A 17,674-nucleotide genomic window follows, 5' to 3' on the forward strand; every position below is an offset into this window, starting at 1 on the left:
GCCCGCATTGCTACCCCAAACCGGCCCAAAATCGGCAATCTAAAATCTCCAATCCTCACCCTGCCAACACTTCCTGCCCTCGCCGAAAAATCTCCCGCGCATAATCTGTCCAGGTGCCCTGGCCCCAATAGCGAAAGCAACTGGTTTGCAGCAAGAGGTTATAAAGCAGTGCTTGCTGATAGTCAGGCTGGCGCGTGATGCCGGGGTCTTGCTGCACCAGCGGGTCATACTTTCGGTGGAAGGCGGCGCTGAGTTGGTTCATCGGCTCCAGCACGTTTTCGTAGCCTGCCACCCAGCTCAGGTCGTTCGTCCAGGAAGCGCCGTCCATGTGGAATTGAGGATCGGTGGACTGGATCTGGGCGATCGCCGCCTGCACCTGTTCAGGACTGGCATCCTGCGGATCGACCCGCTGCCAAATCTTGTGCTGCTGCACCGCCTGAATTTCAGGATAGTCCGCCGGGTTCACGCCCGCCGCCTCGATTAGCTCAAGGTATTCCGTGCCGTTCAGCCCGACCGTGCCGCTGCTATGCCCATCTCGAATCTGGTACCACACCGGGTGAAAATCGCGCGGAAACTCATTCATCATCACGCCGCCATTTTCTCCATCGGCGATCTGCGTTACGCAGCAAGGCACCGACACGCCACCGATTTCCTGCCGCCCGCGCCCCTTCGCTTCGTGATAGGGCTGCATCTGCGCCACCAGCTTCGTGTCCGACCCCTGGGTTTTGATTAGTACCGTCATCCGCACCGTTTCGCCGTGAGAATTTCGCGCCACCAGCGTATTGGGAATATACTTCTGGTCTTGCGTCAGGCTCGACCCGTCTAGCCGCTCCACCGAATGCTCCTGCACCAGCAGCCAGCGATAGCCGCATTCCTTCAGTGCCTTCAGGTATTCATACAGCGTGTCGGGATGGTTGGGCAGGTGCATCTCTGGCGGCGAAAAGCCCTTCACCCGCCGCAGCGCCTCATAGCCAAATAGCGCCGCGAAATACTGCTGCCACGCCTGGATATGCAGCTTCAGGTCGGGAATCGGCGTGGAAGGCACCACCGCATGGCTCCACATCGTGCCCAGCCATTCCACGTAGGGGTGATAGTGCGGGTCGCAGGTGATGCGCCGCAGGTTGCCCAGCACGTCTTCCCGGCCCATCTGCACCAGCCCCCAGAGCAGGTTGCCGGAATAATCCAGCATGATGCGCGGCTGACAGCCGTTGCCCACCAGTTCGGGGATAAAGTCGCCCATGCGTCCATAGCACCAGGCAAACACGCCTGCGTTGTGGTTGTCGCCCTCGCCCGGATGCTCGAACATATACTGCAAATTGCTGATCAGCGCCCCATCCCAACCTGCGGGAATGGTGGGCTGATGCATATGCAGGGCACAGGCAAACCCGTTGGTTATACTTTCCAGTCGCAGGGCGGTGTGGGGCAAAAACACAGGGTCGCTGTGGTTGACCACGGCGCTAATTTCCGCTTCCCAGCCGCAGATGTTGGGCAGTTCGTGGTGCGTGGGAGAAAGGGCTGGCAAATCAGCAACAGCAGTCATCATGAGCGCAGTTCCTTGAGTTAAGACTGCTCTTAAGATAGTTCTAGTGGCTGGCTTCTGCTGAGTCTCTCGGCTTATTTTAAGGAATCTGGCTTCAAGAACCTGAGTTGCTAAAGCCCCTTAGCGCTTACAGGTCTTCTGGGTTGATGCCTAGCTCGCGCAGTTTGGCCGCGAGGCGATCGCCCCTCTCCTTTTCCTGCTCTGCCCGCTGCCGTTCTTGTTCTGCCCGCTGCCGCTCTTGTTCTGCCCGCTGCCGCTCTTGCTCTGCCCGCTGCCGTTCTTGCTCTGCCCGCTGCCGTGCTTGTTCTGCCCGCTCGTCGCCGTTCAGCAGCAAATTGCCTTCACAATCCCACCAGCGCAGCCAGGGCAAATCTTGATTCAGGTATTGCCCCTGCCAGATGCCTAGTTCCACGCCGATGGGGTCAATTGGAAAATGTCCGCGCTCGTTGGGCGTGTAGCGCTGATAGTGGTTTCCGACTAGCTCGTAGACCTCGACCGAGGCTTTGTCTACTTCGTAGATGGCGTAGAAGGGGACGCGAATCGCCTGTTCATAGACCCAAAATTTTCCCGCTTTGGACTCTGGGCTGGCTAGGGGCGAGGTGGTGTCACGCTCCTCAGATCCGTCACCAGAGACGAACTCAATGACGATCAGCGGCGCAATGATTTCTTGCCAGAGGACGTATGAGCGCCGCCGCTGTCCGTCTAGCAGGGGCGGCACGTTGGGCACATAGAACCAGTCGGGGGCTTCGGCTCCGCGCTCCGGAGGGTCAGTCAGCCGCCAGTAGATGCCGCAGTCTTGCCCGATGGCGTATTGCCCGTCAGGATGCAGCGCGTCTAGAACAGGACGGATGGAATCGGTGAGCAGCAGGCTTTGGGGATGCTCCTGAAAGTTCTTCACAAAGGTGCCGTCGGTTTCGGGCAGTTGCGTATGGTCGGGAAGCGATAGGGCGGGTTGGGAAGGGGCGATCGCCATAGCCTTGCTCCAGAACACTAATGGGTGCAAACTTGAGGGGCAAACTTGATAAGCACAGAGACTAGTGCAGTGTCATGGTTTAGTTTTAGGGTGATGCCTTGGCTCGTAGTCAGCGCTTCAGCGCTAAAGCGCTGACTACCAACCTAAGCTCTAGCTATGACGTAGCACTAGTGCAGATTTCTCATCTCGAACGTACCGATGTTCTAACGGATGTTTCAAGTGTATCGGTCAGACTGGTTTGATGGTAGCCTTGTGCCCCTACTGAAACCAGAATCAGCAAAAGGGCCGACAATCGCCCTTTCGTAGATCGTCGGCCTCTTCAGGCTCCCCCCTCTACAGGAGGCCCTTGTTGACAGTTCCCTTCGCGTCTACAGCAGCAGGTAAGAATGTTGAGGCGACACAAAAAGTTCTGTCAGCCGTTCATTTGTCAGCCCTGTAGGGCTAACTCCAAATCCTTCTAACCCCTGCTGTCACTAACCCCTACTGTCACATCCTGCATCTCTCACATATAGGTCTGGTTACCCTTCCAAAAACCGTCTTGCCAGCAATCTAGAAATTGCATCAACAGGGTACTCGCTGACGTGAGGATAGGGACTCGACTTGGCAACACGCTCCAACTGGTGTTTCCACGAAACAGACAGCTTCGATAGCGGCAGGTTAGGAGCAGCAGAGCAGCGAGAATGCGAGTTGTGGGTTGGGTTCCTTGATCTTCCAGTACGCTTCTCACAAATAAGGCTTCTTCATGGCTGTGGAAATAAACTTCCCGAAATCGCCAGCTTGTGACCCCATCACTATTGAGATAATGCTTTCGGTAGGCTGCAAGGCAATTGTGATAGTCTATCGACCGCCGTCCCCCGTGTGGTTGGAACTGCTGTACGACTCCTTCGAGTTTGCTTAGGGAAATGGTCTTTTCGCAGACGAGAGTCTCAAATAACTCTGTAACGAAGCTAAAATAGACGACTCTGCCGATGTCTTCTCGGGAAATGGGCGATTGGGCGGAGAGAAACCGATACACCCATGCGGTAGTACTGTGGTCGGCAATCCACCTCGAAGTAGGGACAGAATTGACATCAGAAGGGTCAGCAATTGCGCGAGATGGGGTTTCTGGGTTGTGCTTAGAAAGCTGCATCATACGTTCAGACTCCTTGTCTAGGTTCTTGAGTGGGTTTAGCAATCTCAATCAAATTCACGGTCTTGTGCAAAGACTGGAATCAGACAGGCTATTGATCGGGCTACTGATTGGGTAGCCCCCTTGACTGAAGTACAGATGCACGCGATTGTGGGTGTGGCTGCTTTAGTAGGCTGTTACCGTGAGAAGATGGGATATTAAGCCGACGGTAACAGTTTGTAAGGGAGAGGTTATGGCTGAAATCCAGTTTTCTAGGGGTATCACAGAAGAGGTCGTTCCCGATGTGCGGATGACCCGTTCAAAAGACGGTACCAACGGGACGGCGACATTCTATTTTGAGAACCCTAAGGCCTTGAGCATGGAGAGCACCGAGGATATTACGGGAATGTACCTGCTCGACGAAGAAGGCGAGTTAGTGACCCGTGAGGTCAAGGCCAAGTTCATCAACGGTCAGCCAGCAGCCCTCGAAGCAGTCTACGTGATTAAGAGCGTAGACGAGTGGAACCGATTTATGCGGTTCATGGAGCGTTACGCTGAGGAGCATGGACTCGGATTCACTAAGTCCTGAGCTTTACAGAACTTTGGGGACTCTTAAAGCATCTATGAATTATGCAGCGCTTCCCCACCCAGACACAGAACAGTTGTCAGTTGGCTGCGCGGTGATTACGGTGAGCGATACGCGCACGCCGGAAACTGACCGCAGCGGCCAACTGACGAGCGATCGCCTCCAGTCTGGCGGACACCGCGTCTTGGCTTACGAAATCTTGCCGGATGAGCCTGAGCAAATCCGCACCAGGGTTTTGGAACTGTGCGATCGCCCCGATATTTCTGCCATCCTCCTCAACGGCGGCACGGGCATTGCTCCTCGTGATACGACCTATGATGCGATTGAAAGCTTACTGGATAAAACGCTCCCCGGCTTTGGCGAGGTCTTTCGCTGGCTGAGCTATCAAGAAATTGGCTCGCGGGCGATCGCCTCTCGCGCCACCGCTGGACTGCGCGGCACCACGCTGATTTTCTCTCTCCCTGGCTCCAGCAATGCCGTTCGACTTGCAATGGACGCGCTAATCCTGCCGGAGTTGGTGCATTTGACCCAACAGGTGCAGGGAACTAGAAATCTCTCTGGCTAAGGTAATCCTACTCAGGGCATCTTAAGGTAATCGGCAAGACTTGCGCGTGCGATCGCCCTCTGGATCTTGCCAGGACAGCGCGAAGTGGCTGATGGCGTCGATCTGGGGCGCAGACTGGCGGATAGCCTGCATCTGAGTTTCGAGCGGTGGGCGGTTGCTGACCGAGCGCCCCCAAGTGCCCGCTAGCACGGGCATCACTCGCGTCCCTGCGGGTGCGCCCGCCAGCACGCGCTGCACCTGCCGCACAATGCAGTCGGCCCGGCCGCAGGTGGCATAGGACATGGGATGCCATTCCAAATTGCTTGGGAAGCGATCCCAAAACTGCAAGCGTGAGTCGTAGCCGCCCGCGCCCACGGTTTGGTTGCCCTCCGGGAAGAACACCACACCCGCAGGAATGCCGGCCTGCTGGGCAGGTGTAGTGCCTGCGGTGAGGAAGTCAAGGACACCCTGGAAGGCATGGGCTACGCTGAGCTGCCAGAGTTCTGTTTGCAGGGAGGGCCGGGCCTGATCGGGCGTGAGGGAAGCGTAGAGCGGATCGGGCGATCGCCCCTGCCAGAGCGGCTGTCCATCCAGCGGGTAGGCGGTGGCAATGTCCTGGATATCCTGCGCCGTGACGTAGCCCCGCTGCAAAAAGCGACGAATCAGGTCTTGCCCGCTGGGATTCAGCGCCCGCTGCAACAACGCCTGCTGCGAAGCGGGGCTGTAGACCCACAAATCTTGCACCCGCCCCGCGACGGACGCATTGCCGTTGCCCTTGGGATAGCGAATGTAATCGAACAACATGCCATCTGGGCGACGACGGGCGATCGCCTGCGCCAGGTTATAAAACTCCAGCTTAGCCTGGGGGTTGTAGGGGTCGATGAACACCTCTTCCGATACCACCTCGCCAAGACTGTTAATCCCCGTTGCGCCGTTGAAGGTCATGCTGTTTTGCCCGCGTCCGTTGCGGGCCAGAATTTGCTCTGCACCGGGGCGCTGGGCGTAGGTATGACCAAAATTCATGCTAAACATCCAGGCATAGACCTTTAGCCCCCGCTCGCGCCCCTTGGCGATCGCCTCTGCCAGCAAATCTCGATTTTCAAACCCCGGCGTGCGAACGACCGACGGCCAGGGCGTATTATTCTCCGCACGGGGCAATAGCACCTGCCCGCCGCCAAAGACTTCCACATAAACCTGGTTATAGCCCCGGTTCACAATCTGATCCATGAGATACTCAATCGCTCCGGGTCGCGCATCGCAGGGATAGAGCCGCAGCCACACCGCCTGGTTTTTCAGCCAGCTTTCGCGCCGACAGCGACGCAGGCGATCGCCATGCTGCTCGATCAGATTGCGGTAGCGATTGCCCGCATTGCGATCGCCCTGCAACGCCCCCACCAGGAAAGCCTGCTTTTGGGTAATGTCTTCGGCAGAAAAATTGCAGTAGGGTTCGATTTGGGCCTCTGCCACGCGGCTGCCCGCCAGCCCCCACTGGCTCCCAGTCAACAGCACCGCCGCCAAAATTTTCGACACGCCTCGCCACCGAATCCCAGCCAAGATCTGTTGCAAACCCACCTGTTGCAAACCCGTCTGTTGCAAACCCACCTGTCGCGAACCCGTCTGTTGCAAACCCACCTGTCGCAAACCCACCTGTCGCAAACCCATCTGTCGCAAACCTGTCATGAGCCAACCTAATTTCTACGTCATCAGCGGAATAACATCCAGAACTGAGCCAACCTGGGGACTCCGCCTTGTTGTCCTTTGTCTTGACCAGTAGAAGCCTTCCCAAAAAGAACGCGCCTCAAAACAGCGCTGCTGTCTGCACCCAAATCAGAAATCCGACTTAGGATTACCATCCCCAGGAGCCGGGCCCCCCTTTGAACGGGCCGACAATCTCCTGCGTAATCCAGCCGCCGTAGAAATCACCCGGTTGAGCCTGCACCTGCTCACCATCGACATAGCAAGCGTCCATTCTACTCGGATAGAACGCAACGTGATCCTTGATTTCGGCATAGGCGCTGACCGGGTTGGCATAAAACCAGGCTGCGTTCTCCGCCGTGCGATCGCCCACGGTGACGGTATAGTAGCCCGCCTGCCCCTTCCACTCGCAAAAGCTAGAGCGCGGAGTCGGCGTTAGATACTCCATGCGGATATCCTCCGGCGGGATATAGTACACCGGCGGATGGCTCGTTTCCAAGATCCGCTTCGCCCGCTGCGTGTCGGCGATCGCCACCCCATTAAACACCACCTGCACCCGCTTTGACGTTGCCTCTAGCCGAGGCGGACGGGGATAATCCCACACCGACTCTTGTCCCGGCCCTGGCACAATGCGATCGCGCATGTCGCTCTGCCCCTTGCAATGGTTACTCAAACTGATTGCCCCTTAGTGTAGTGCAGGGTTGGAGGGAAGAGCGAAGAAGGAAGAAGGAAGAGCGAAGAAGGAAGAGGGAAGAACGAAGAGGGAAGAACGAAGAAGGAAGAACGAAGAGGTTTTATTTTTCGTTTTTCATTTTTCCTTCTTCATTTTTCATTTCTTCCTCCCTCCCCATCTCCCTCTCCCGCACGACCCCAATCCCGCAACCCTCCCTTATGATCTAAGGGGTAAACGCTCAACGCTGGGAGTTGGCTCATGTCCACGGCGCGGCCTGACATTGTGTTTATTGTGCTGGATACGCAGCGGCGCGATCGCCTCTCGTGCTACGGCTACCCGCTGCCGACCTCGCCCCATCTGGACGCATTTGCCGCAACGTCTACCCGCTTTCACCATGCGGTGTCTGCGGCGCAATGGACCGTGCCCTCCCACGCCACGATGTTCACAGGCCTCTACCCCTCGGCGCATGGCGTGTTGCAGTCCTACTCGCGGCTGCCCGATCACATTCCCACGCTGGCAGAGCGGCTGAGCGCAGGCGGCTATTATACGGCGGGCTTTTGCAACAATCCGCTGGTGGGCGTGATCAACAACGGGCTGCGGCGTGGGTTCTACAGCTTTTTGAACTATAGCGGTCTGCTCACCTCACGTCCCAACCAGGCTGGCATTCCGTCTGGGCTGGTGGGCAAATATCGGCAGTTTTTTAAGCGATCGCTCGCTAATTTGCTAAACCGGGTGCAGGATTCCTTTGCGCGATCGGAACTGATGCTGGCGCTGTCCTTTACGCCGCTCATGGTTCCCCTTTGGCAAACGGCGCTGAGCTTTAAGGGCAACACGCGCAAATCCCTGGACGACGCGGCCCAACTGCTGATCGACCGCAAAGGACTTGATAGCGATCAGCCCATTTTCAGCTTTTTGAACCTGATGGGCACGCACATGCCCTACCACCCGCCCCGGCAGTATGTGGAGCGGTTTGCGCCAAACGTCCTGCGCGACAAGGCGGCACAGCATTACCTGAAGCAGTTTAATGGCGATATCTATGGCTGGCTGGCTCCCCTAGCGGAGGTGCTGGACGAACGCCAGAAAGCCACGCTGGACGGCATGTACGATGCAGAGGTGGCGTATCAGGACGAACTGCTGGGCGCGTTTTTCCGCAGGCTGGCGGAGAGCGGGCGATTGGACAACACGCTGGTCATCGTGTGTTCCGACCACGGCGAACACCTGGGCGAAAAGCAGTTCATCGGCCACTCCATCACGCTTTATAACGAACTGATTCAGGTGCCACTGATTATCCACGACCCCAGCGGCAATTTACCCAAGGGCACAGTGCGAGAGGAGGTCGTTTCGACTCGTCGCCTGTTTCATACCGTGCTGACTAGTGCCGGACTGGCCAACGAAGTGGAGGAAACTCTGACCTTGGCGCAGGCTCCTGGCAGCGAGGGCGATCGCCGTGTCTTTGCCGAAGCGATTCCGCCGCAAAACGTGGTGAACCTGCTCTATAAGCGGCAGCCAGAACTGGTGCTGGCCCGCGCCTGCGATCAGCCGCGCCGCGCTGTGTGGATTGGCAACCACAAGCTGATCGAAACCGGGGGCGATTCCGGGACAGATCGCTTCGCCAATCGCCTAGAGCTATACGACTTTCAGCAAGATCCCACGGAAGCCCTCAACCTCAGCGACATCCTGCCAGAAAACGTGGAAGTGCTTCAGGAGTGCTTGCAGCAGTTTGTTGGGGAATATGCAGGCAAGGGCGTGGAATATGGCGATCGCGCTGGTGCAACGGAACAGCATCGCGCCCCTGGCTTCGACGATCCCGAAGTGCAGCGCCGCCTGCGCGACCTAGGCTATCTGGAAGACTAAAATTCAGGGGTTGGGAGTTGGGGCTAAGGCCCATCTAGACCACCCTCGCCAAAATCCAAAATCTCCAATCCAAAATCAAATAGGACTTACGCAGTTGGAGGGCTTCTCGCAGGCGCAGCCCGTGAGAAATCGTCCAAAACCCAGAAAACGTATCGCAAGTGCGTGAGTCCTGATCAAATCAGGTTTTGCCCAAATTTACCAAAAAGAGTTACCAAAAAATTACGGGTCAACTCAGGAGACTAGCATGTACGTCCTGATCGGGGGTGCGGGTGTAATTGGCATCAGTCTAGCGCAAACGCTCGTAGAACTGGGGCACACGGTTGCGCTGGTGGATATTGACCCCAACGCCTGCCGCTATGCGCGAGAACAGATCGGCGCAATGGCGTTTGAGGGCAGCGCCGTGAGTACTGAAGTGCTGCTAGAAGCAGGCATTCGCAAGGCAGATGCGATCGCCGCCGTGCTGCGAGAAGACGCGCTCAATCTGGCAATGGTGACGCTAGCAAAACACTACGGCGTGCCGCAAATCGTCGTGCGGATGCGCCATCGCGACTTTGCCGAACCCTATCGCATCGCGGGCGCAACCACCGTCGTCAACGCCATCGACCTGGCCGTATCCACCATGGCCAACGCGATTGAGTATCCCCAGGTCGAGTCCATCATGCACTTCGACCAAGGGCAAATCGAAATCCTTAAGCTCCATATCCCAGCGAGTTGCCGCGTTGTCGGCCGCAGCCTTGCTGAGATTGCCCAAGATCCCCGCTTTCCTCGTGATTCCCTGATCATTGGCTATCAGCCCCACCATCATGAAAACCTGGTCATTCCCAAGGGCAGCACGGTGCTGGAGGCGGGTTCCACAATTCTCATGGCTACCAAACCCGGCTCCATTCATCAGGCGGTGGATTTCATCGAAGGCTGCCCCACAGATTAATTTCCGGCTTTCAAGAATTAGCAACCCGTATTAAAACTCGGCGATAGTATCTTCAATAATTCCCCAATAATTTTTGTAGAAGCCCCGTATAGCAGAGCTTCTACAAAAAATCTAAACCCCATCTCAACAGGGTTGATATTAGGATAAGGCGGCAGTAAAACTGCACACTGGGTCTTAGATCAACCCATCCTCTTCGCCCATTTGCAAGAGTAGGTCAAGGACGCGGTTGGAATAGCCCCACTCGTTGTCATACCAGGACACAACCTTGAAGAAATTGGAGTTGAGCGCGATGCCGGCTTTGGCATCGAAGATGCTGGAACGCGGGTCGGTGCGGAAGTCCATTGATACTACTTCTTCTTCGGTGTAGCCTAGGATGCCCTGCATGGGCCCTTCCGAGGCGGCCTTCATGGCGGCGCAGATTTCCTCGTAGGTGGTGGCTTTTTCGGTCTTGAAGGTGAGGTCAACCACCGACACATCGGGCGTGCCGACGCGGAAAGCCATGCCCGTCAGCTTGCCCTTGAGTTCTGGCAGCACCAGCGCTACGGCTTTGGCCGCGCCCGTCGAAGAAGGAATGATGTTTTGCGAAGCGCCGCGGCCGCCGCGCCAGTCTTTTTTGCTGGGGCCATCGACGGTAGGCTGGGTGGCGGTCATAGAGTGAACCGTGGTCATCAGCCCTTCGGCGATGCCAAAGTTTTGGTGCAGCACCTTGGCGATCGGGGCGAGGCAGTTGGTAGTGCAGCTTGCGTTGGAAACAATCACGTCTTTGGAAGGCTCAAAGTCTTCGTGGTTCACGCCAACGACGTAGGTGGGGACTTTTTCGGGGTCTTTGGTAGGAGCCGAAATTAGCACTCGCTTCGCGCCTGCGGTGAGATGGTTGGATGCGCCTTCATAATCGGTGAAAAAGCCGGTAGATTCTACCACGTAGTCTACGCCGAGCTTGTCCCAGGGCAGTTCTGCGGGGTTGCGCGTGGCCATGCAGGGAATCTTGTGCCCGTTGAGGGTCATGCTGTCGCTGGTGGCTTCCACCGTGCCGTGATACATGCCGTGGGTGGAGTCGTATTTGAACAGGTAGGCGAGGTTGTCGGCGGGTACGAGGTCGTTGATACCGACAAATTCAAACTTGGGGTTGTTGATGCCTGCGCGAAGCACCAGGCGACCGATGCGACCAAATCCGTTGATGCCGACTCTAACGGTCATAGGGTAAATCTCCTTGGGTGTGGGAGGGTTTCAATGGCGGCTTTCAGTTGCTACGTCATCAGCGCTGCCTTACTAGCTGCGAAACCAGTTGTAAAACTAGATCTCAAACTAGGGGCAAATTGGAATTCTTGCCCAGATTACCGGATTTCCTTAAGGTGAAGCTGAGAAAACGGTATGATTTCAGGGCTTTGTCAATCCGATTCCTGAGGGACGATGCGGTTCCGCAAGGCTGGTGCCAACGCCCTTTCAGTCTTGGTTTGAATGTTACCTTGAACGCTGCCTCAACTCCTTGCAGCTAGGCTATAGCAACTGCCCTATTTCGTCTTGTCAGCAGGATTACTCAACGCTAAACCTGCTGGATCTAAACCGATTGAACTTCAAATTGAACTTTGAGCCTGTGATGTTGATTGGAACCGCGGCCACTGCCACTCGTGACGTGCCAGAGCTAATTCCGGTGCTGATTATTTTGCTGCTGGTGGCGACGGCGGTGGCGCTGCTGTCGCGGCGGTTTCGGCTGCCCTACGTGACGGGGCTGGTGATTGCAGGGCTGGCGATCGCCGAACTGTTGCCCCAGCGAGTTGGCCTCAACACCTCGCTGATCCTGAACCTGTTTTTGCCCATTCTGCTGTTTGAATCTGCCATCAACACTGACATCAGCCGCCTCCGCAGCACTCTAAGGCCAATTCTGCTGCTGGCGGGGCCAGGTGTGGTGCTGGCTTCAGGTATCACTGCGCTGGTGCTGAAGTTTGGGCTGGGCTTGGGGTGGATTCCGGCGCTGCTGGCGGGGGTGATCTTGGCCATTACTGATACGGTGTCGGTAATTGCCGTGTTCAAAGAAGTTGCTGTGCCGGGTCGCCTTTCGACCATTGTGGAGGGCGAGAGTCTGTTTAACGATGGCATTGCCCTGGTGCTGTTTGGGCTGATTTTGCAAGCGCATCTGACGGGTTCGGTGACGCTGACGGAAGGCGTGCAGCGATTTGTGGTGGTGATTGCAGGCGGGGCACTGCTGGGGCTGGTGTTGGGCTATCTCTGTGCGGGCTTTTTTACTCAGTCGGACGATCCCCTTAGCGGCATTTTGCTGACGGTGGCGCTGGCGCTGGGGGCGTATCAGCTTGGGGAGTTGCTGCGGGTGTCGGGCGTGGTGGCGGTGGTGGTGTCTGGACTGATCGTGGGGAATGCGGGTCTATCGCGGCGATTTTCTGCCTCCAGTCGCATCACGCTGTATAACTTCTGGGATTACGCTGCTTTTGGGGTCAATACATTTATTTTTCTGCTGATTGGTCTGGAACTGGAGTTGTTTACGCTGTGGCGGAACCTGCCCGCTGTGCTGTTGGCGATCGCCGCGTATCAGGTGGGGCGGCTGCTGTCGGTCTATCCGCTCTTGGCGCTGCTGCGTCCCTTCGATCGCCCAATTCCCCTGCGCTGGCAGCATGTGATGTTTTTGGGCAACATCAAAGGCTCGCTGTCGATGGCGCTGGCGCTGAGCCTGCCTGCCAGCCTAGCGGAACGCGGCAATCTGATTGCGCTGGTCTATGGAGCCGTGCTGCTGTCGTTGGTGGGGCAGGGCCTCAGCTTGCCGTGGCTGGTGAAGCAGCTAAAGCTATCGCCCCTGTCGGAAACCCGCCGCCAAACCGAGGAATTGCAGGCGCAACTAATCGCCGCCAAAGCTGCCCAGGACGAGCTAGAAAGCCTGCTGAAGACGGGCGTATTGCCCAAGGCTGTGTATGAAGAACTGCGATCGCGCTATCAAGTCCAGGTGGCCCGCGCCGAAAAATCTCTGCGCGATCGCTACAACCAGCGGGCGGACTCTGGCGCAATCGACGCGGGCGATCGCCCCAAACTCGATGCCATCCGCCGCCATCTGCTGCTGTCGGAAAAAAGCGCCCTGCAAGAGGCCCTGCGAAAACGGGTGATTTCTGAGGCGATCGCCCGCGAACAGCTTCAGCAAATCGACGAACAGATCTTGCTTTTGGAGGACGAGTAAGAGTGAGTAAGATCAAACAGGTACAGGTTCGTCTTTCGGCGATCGCCCCGTATCTCCCAACACCGACAGCTTTGGGCGATCGCCCTTCATCTCCCGACACCAAAACCTCTGGGCGATCGCCCCCCGACATCTCTCGGAACCTCGAACTGCTGAAAAATTTGGAAGTCTATGAGATTGGACAAATGATCGTCCTCCAATCTACAGATACAAAACAGGCTGTAGCCCTACTCGGAAGAGATACATGACTAGTCCTCATGCGGCAGAGATAGGAGTTGCACTTTTGCCAGTGCTGGAGCCAGTGCAGAAGATTCTCGGTCATAAACCTGGTTGAGATGGTTCAGCATAGCGACTCTCTCTGCGTCTTCAAAGGCGGAATCGGGTAGCGAAATGGCGGTATTTATAGCAACCGTCTCGCAAGAGGTTGCGCGTTGATGGTCATGCCCTAGGTTTACCAAACCCGTCAGAGCAGATTCCGAGTGCCAACTATGCTTGCTCTGACCGAGACTTAGATCGGTGGCACGGCGGGTAAGGCAGCGTCTTGATCAATGCTCCGGAGGTTACTGGAATTAACTTCGCCCGTGGTTAAGAACCGGAAGGTTTCTTGGTAAAGGCTCTGCCAAAAGCGGTTGCTCATGCCCTGGCTAACTTCGGTGGGGTCTATCATGGGGTGCGGCACGAGGTCTTCCTGCGGATATTGATAAAAGCGATGCCCCTGGCGATCGCCCCCCAGGTTTTGATAAAACTTACGATTCGTCTCGATGTCGGCTGCGTCTTCGTTTTCCGTTAGCACCATGAAGACAGGTGTTCGGGAAATGCTGCGAACATTTTGCTGCACGTAGGCTTTGCCAAAGCGGGCATTTGCCGTCAGCGCCCCCACCGGAAACCGTAGCGCAGGGTCCCAGCCCAGTTCGCGAATATCCAGCGGCCCCGCCAGTTCCACATACTTGCGCCGCTCTTCGCCGTAGATTTCTAGCAGGGGCGCATAGGCAACCACTCGCGCAATTCGGTCGGGTTGGTCGGCGGCCAGCGCCAGCGCCACTGCACCCCCTACGGACAGGCCCACGGTGAAGATGGGCCCTGGCAGAGAGTCCAGTTCCTGCAGGCGATCGCGGGCATCGGTAAGATAGTGCAGATGTGATGAGATGAAATAGCGGTCAAAGTCGGGATCATTCGGGCGATCGATCGCCTTCAGAATGTCCAGCAGGCGCGGCTCTATCCGCAGCAATCGAGCAATCAGCGCCATCCGCTGCAAATAGCTGGGCCGGGGCAGGTCGCCAGCCGCTTTGGGGTTGGTTAGGTTGGCCAGCGATGCTTGCAGCACGGGGTCGGCGGCCACTTTTTCTTTGAGGGGAATAGCAATTTCGGGCTTGAGATCCACCTGACACCAGTTTTTGTCGGGGTTGACGAAGGCGTGGCCGGCGAGGGTGCATTGGTAGATATTCAACCCATTGCGAAACAGGTAATCTGCCAATCGCCACATCTGGTGCGGTTTGGCGCTGAACCCATGAAACATCATCACCGTACCGCGAATCGGCTGTCCTGGCTCGTGAAACAGGCAATAAGGATAGGCTCCCTCACGCCGATCAGGACTGGACTCAATCTGGCGGACGTAGGCGGCGATCGCCTCTCTGGCTTGATCAATCTGGGCGGCTGTAGGGGTGGGGGCTGTTTGCATATTGGGAACAGGATTGAGGTATCCAACCTTCTGTGAGTCGTCGATGTGAATCGTCGATGTGAGCCGTCGATGTGAGCCGTCGATGTGAGCCGTCGATGTGAGCCGTTGAGCCGCTCTTATTATCGTCGCCCTGCCAGTTGCAAGCAAATGGGTTGACTCTCCAAGAGGGCAGGGGGGATGTGGCTCAGAGGCTTCAGGCGAGGCTCCCTATCGCGCCATTCTGACTCAATCTGGGAATCCTGAAGGCAGTTCTTTTGCTTTTCCATCGGCGATGCATCTGACCGACTCTGTTTCTGCGCCAGAGTGGGCGCGTGTCCGGGCGACGTTTCAGCAGGTTTGGGGCTACGACGACTTTCGACCGCCACAGGGCGACATCGTGCGATCGCTCCTCTCTGGGCGCGATGCCCTGGTGGTCATGCCGACGGGGGGTGGCAAGTCGATTTGCTTCCAGCTTCCGGCGCTGCTGCAAGCAGGGCTGACACTGGTGGTGTCGCCGCTGGTGGCGCTGATGGAAAACCAGGTGCAGGAGTTGCGCGAAAAGCGGCTGCCCGCCGCCCTGCTGCATAGCGAACTGCCGCCCCGCCAGCGCCAGCAAACACTGTGGCAGTTGGAACACGGGCGGCTGCGACTCTTGTATCTGTCGCCGGAGACGCTGCTGAGTGCGCCCGTGTGGAACCTCCTGAGCCAGCCGCAGGTGCAGATTCGCGGGCTAATTTTGGATGAGGCGCATTGCCTGGTGCAGTGGGGCGACTCGTTTCGGCCGGCTTATCGGCGGCTGGGGGCAGTGCGACCGGCGCTGCTAGCAGCGAAACCCGCAGGCACAACACTGGCGATCGCCGCGTTCACCGCCACCGCCGACCCGCAGGCGCAGCGGACGATTTCCGAAGTGCTGGGGCTGAACCAGCCGCAGGTGTTTTTGCAGAATCCCTACCGCCCCAACCTGGCGCTGTCCGTGCAACCGGTGTGGAGTCCACGCGGGCGCAGGCGATCGCTCTTGCGATTTATCCGGGCACGGCAGGGCAAGGCGGGGCTGGTCTACGTGCGATCGCGCCGGGAGGGCGAGGAACTGGCGGACTGGCTAACCCAGGAAGGCTTTCCCACGGCGGCCTACCATGCGGGACTAGCTCCGGCGCAGCGGCGACGGATTGAGCAGGCGTGGCTGGGTGGAGAAATGCCGTTTGTGGTTTGCACCAGCGCCTTTGGCATGGGGATTAATCATCCCCACGTCCGCTGGGTGATTCACTATCACGCGCCGCTGTTGCTGAGTGAGTATGTGCAGGAGGTGGGGCGGGCCGGGCGCGACGGCAAACCCGCCGAAGCGTTAACCCTGGTGAGCGATCGCCCCGGCTGGCTGAACCCGGATGATCGCCAGCGGCAGCAGTTTTTCACCGAAAAAGCGCGATCGCAGCACCAAACTGCCCAATCGCTGATCTGCAAGCTGCCAAAAGCGGGGCCCGTGGCCGGGGTGGCCCGCCAGTTTCCCGATGGGGCGATCGCCCTGGCCCTGCTCCACCGCAACGGTCAGCTGGTCTGGGACGATCCGTTTCACTACCGCATCCTGCCTGGCGCGACACCGCAGCCCTTCCGGGCAGACCCCGCCATCCGCCAAATGCAGGACTACCTCTATACTCACGAGTGTCGCTGGCGGCTGTTGCTGCGGAGCTTTGGCTTTGCCAAAGAGGCAGAGGCGCTGCGCTGCCAAACGTGCGATCGCTGTAGGTTCTGTTTGTAGTTGATGGACTCAATGCAGGAGATGATCCCGCCAACTACACTCGAACTCTCGCGATTACAAACTTGTTTTCTCATCGACACCAGAAACCGTATTCGCACAAATCGCCAGTTTACACCAATTCTGGCGATCGCCCTTCATCTCCCAACACCAACACCTCTGGGCGATCGCCCGTTTCTCTCAGCACCCAAACCTTCCGGCGATCGCCCTTCATCTCCCAACACCGAAACCTCCCGGCGATCGCCCTCCGACAACTTTTGGAACCTCGAACTACTGACCCAAATCTACCGCGACTTAAAGTTTGCATCTTACCCAAACACTGTTGGAGTGCATCCCAATTTTGCAAGACTCATGTTGAGAATTGCCCATTGAGGTAGGCACAACGTTGCTTCAGCACCTGCGGAACGTTATCTTTGTCCCACTGCGCCCCCGATATCTTGATTCGCCGCCCAAGTTGTTTAACGGTCGATTCAATTGCCCCGGAACCAATGGAGACTCCTTCAGCTTGATACAGCGTTTTTGAAGCTAGTGAGGCACACGGATGGTCAATAAGCCCTTGCCTCGTGAGGGCAGCATGTGCCTCACGAGGCAAGAAAATGCTGTAGTAGCCATAATTGACAATCCGCTGTCGATGCTTGTTAAGGTAGCTAACGAAATTCGTAACCCGCTCGTGTTGCCAATCCTCAAACTGTGCAATTGCGCCCTCGACATCGCCTTGCCACAAACAGGTTTCCACGGCATCTAAACGTTGCACAGAACCACCCACTTTGCCCAAATTCTCAACCAAGTGATACCAGTCCAAAATCTCCCGTCTTTGGGTCTGGTTGCCAATCTGGGTGTAGACATTCCAGATCCCATCATGCCCATCTCCAATACAAGTCAATGGGTCAGATAAAGACTGAACATTGACCCAGTTGACCAACTGCTCATTGTCTTGAAAGAAGGCAGCAACACAGGACTCGTGCAGATTCACTGCCTTGTAATCTCGCCATTCACTCGGTTCTCCTTCGGGTGTTCGCAATCGCACTTTACCTCCATCGATACTCATCTCCTCAACCGTTTCTTCCACTTGCGGTAACTCAAAGATTTGACGATGCACTAATCGCTGTTGAGTCCTGTGAGAAACCTTTATCCCCTGCTTGACTGACAAAACTAAGAGGCTGGAATGCGGCTGAGGACGATGAATTC

14 protein-coding genes are annotated in these 17,674 nt (G+C 57.0%); 7 read left to right on the forward strand and 7 right to left on the reverse strand.

What is annotated here, in order from left to right:
• Window positions 1-55: 55 nt before the first annotated feature.
• Window positions 56-1,540 carry a glycosyl hydrolase family 57 gene (locus tag IGS16_RS13490; protein ID WP_297086232.1) on the reverse strand — a complete coding sequence of 495 codons (1,485 nt, stop codon included), beginning with the start codon at window positions 1,538-1,540 and terminating at the stop codon, window positions 56-58.
• Window positions 1,541-1,667: 127 nt separating this feature from the next.
• Window positions 1,668-2,513: a Uma2 family endonuclease gene (locus IGS16_RS13495; RefSeq protein ID WP_297086209.1), complete on the reverse strand. Its 846-nt coding sequence runs from the start codon at window positions 2,511-2,513 to the stop codon at window positions 1,668-1,670.
• Between the two features lie 1,361 nt (window positions 2,514-3,874).
• On the opposite strand from IGS16_RS13495, the gene psb28 reads away from it, so the two are divergent.
• Window positions 3,875-4,210, forward strand: coding sequence for a photosystem II reaction center protein Psb28 (gene psb28 / locus IGS16_RS13500; RefSeq protein ID WP_297086211.1), 336 nt, complete (start codon window positions 3,875-3,877; stop codon window positions 4,208-4,210).
• A gap of 34 nt (window positions 4,211-4,244) precedes the next feature.
• Window positions 4,245-4,772, forward strand: coding sequence for a MogA/MoaB family molybdenum cofactor biosynthesis protein (locus IGS16_RS13505; RefSeq protein ID WP_297086213.1), 528 nt, complete (start codon window positions 4,245-4,247; stop codon window positions 4,770-4,772).
• A 21-nt stretch (window positions 4,773-4,793) separates the two neighbouring features.
• On the opposite strand, the gene IGS16_RS13510 is transcribed toward IGS16_RS13505, so the two are convergent.
• Window positions 4,794-6,431: a family 10 glycosylhydrolase gene (locus tag IGS16_RS13510; protein ID WP_297086214.1), complete on the reverse strand. Its 1,638-nt coding sequence runs from the start codon at window positions 6,429-6,431 to the stop codon at window positions 4,794-4,796.
• Window positions 6,432-6,597: 166 nt separating this feature from the next.
• Window positions 6,598-7,089: a DUF427 domain-containing protein gene (locus tag IGS16_RS13515; protein ID WP_297086234.1), complete on the reverse strand. Its 492-nt coding sequence runs from the start codon at window positions 7,087-7,089 to the stop codon at window positions 6,598-6,600.
• Between the two features lie 288 nt (window positions 7,090-7,377).
• Here IGS16_RS13515 and IGS16_RS13520 point away from each other — a divergent pair, with 288 nt between their 5' ends.
• Together IGS16_RS13520 and IGS16_RS13525 are read left to right on the forward strand one after the other, a co-directional pair.
• Window positions 7,378-8,973 (forward strand): sulfatase, encoded by a 1,596-nt coding sequence (locus IGS16_RS13520; protein ID WP_297086216.1) that lies wholly within the window; start codon window positions 7,378-7,380, stop codon window positions 8,971-8,973.
• A 244-nt stretch (window positions 8,974-9,217) separates the two neighbouring features.
• Window positions 9,218-9,901: a TrkA family potassium uptake protein gene (locus IGS16_RS13525; protein ID WP_068507369.1), complete on the forward strand. Its 684-nt coding sequence runs from the start codon at window positions 9,218-9,220 to the stop codon at window positions 9,899-9,901.
• A gap of 174 nt (window positions 9,902-10,075) precedes the next feature.
• Here IGS16_RS13525 and gap read toward each other — a convergent pair whose 3' ends face one another.
• A complete protein-coding gene (gene gap / locus IGS16_RS13530) occupies window positions 10,076-11,098 on the reverse strand; it encodes a type I glyceraldehyde-3-phosphate dehydrogenase (RefSeq protein ID WP_172356154.1) in 1,023 nt (340 codons plus the stop codon).
• 400 nt (window positions 11,099-11,498) lie between these two features.
• Between gap and IGS16_RS13535 the strand changes: the two genes are divergently transcribed.
• Both IGS16_RS13535 and IGS16_RS13540 read left to right on the forward strand, forming a co-directional pair.
• Window positions 11,499-13,082, forward strand: a complete 1,584-nt coding sequence (locus IGS16_RS13535; protein WP_297086218.1) for a sodium:proton antiporter — start codon at window positions 11,499-11,501, stop codon at window positions 13,080-13,082.
• A 2-nt stretch (window positions 13,083-13,084) separates the two neighbouring features.
• On the forward strand, window positions 13,085-13,327 hold the full coding sequence (locus IGS16_RS13540; protein WP_297086220.1) for a hypothetical protein: 243 nt from the start codon (window positions 13,085-13,087) through the stop codon (window positions 13,325-13,327).
• A 260-nt stretch (window positions 13,328-13,587) separates the two neighbouring features.
• Here the strand turns inward: IGS16_RS13540 and IGS16_RS13545 are convergent, their stop codons facing one another.
• A complete protein-coding gene (locus IGS16_RS13545) occupies window positions 13,588-14,757 on the reverse strand; it encodes an alpha/beta hydrolase (RefSeq protein WP_297086222.1) in 1,170 nt (389 codons plus the stop codon).
• A gap of 271 nt (window positions 14,758-15,028) precedes the next feature.
• Between IGS16_RS13545 and IGS16_RS13550 the strand changes: the two genes are divergently transcribed.
• Complete coding sequence (locus IGS16_RS13550; protein WP_297086224.1) at window positions 15,029-16,489, forward strand: ATP-dependent DNA helicase RecQ; 1,461 nt, start codon at window positions 15,029-15,031, stop codon at window positions 16,487-16,489.
• Between the two features lie 346 nt (window positions 16,490-16,835).
• Here IGS16_RS13550 and IGS16_RS13555 read toward each other — a convergent pair.
• Window positions 16,836-17,674 (reverse strand): hypothetical protein (locus IGS16_RS13555; protein ID WP_297086226.1); only part of this gene is annotated, 839 nt, incomplete at its 5' end.

This window comes from Thermoleptolyngbya sp. C42_A2020_037, assembly GCF_015272455.1.
GTDB lineage: Bacteria > Cyanobacteriota > Cyanobacteriia > Elainellales > Elainellaceae > Thermoleptolyngbya.